The 462-nt window shown below is 61.7% G+C and carries 1 protein-coding gene; it reads left to right on the plus strand.

Features of this window, described 5'->3' with window-relative positions:
* Positions 1-462: response regulator (locus J5M71_RS28145; RefSeq protein ID WP_207838882.1), on the plus strand; the 462-nt coding region annotated here is incomplete at both ends.

Raw genomic sequence — 462 nt, forward strand, 5'->3', positions numbered from 1 at the left:
AAACATCGACTTCCACTGCTGCTCCGACCCGCAGCAGGCCATCGCCCAGGCGGTGCGGATCAAGCCGACGGTGATCCTGCAGGATCTGGTGATGCCCGGCCTAGATGGCCTGAGCCTGGTGCGCGAATACCGCAATCATCCGGCGACCAAGGACATCCCGATCATCGTCCTCTCGACCAAGGAAGACCCGCTGATCAAGAGCGCGGCGTTTTCCGCTGGCGCCAACGACTATCTGGTGAAGCTGCCGGACACCATCGAACTGGTCGCGCGCATTCGCTACCACTCGCGTTCCTACATGACATTGCTGCAACGCGACGCCGCGTACCGTGCGTTGCGGGTCAGCCAGCAGCAGTTGCTCGACACCAATCTGGTGCTGCAACGGCTGATGAACTCCGATGGCCTGACCGGGCTGTCCAACCGTCGTCACTTTGACGAGTACCTGGAACTGGAGTGGCGCCGTTC

This window comes from Pseudomonas sp. 43(2021), assembly GCF_017490805.1.
GTDB lineage: Bacteria > Pseudomonadota > Gammaproteobacteria > Pseudomonadales > Pseudomonadaceae > Aquipseudomonas.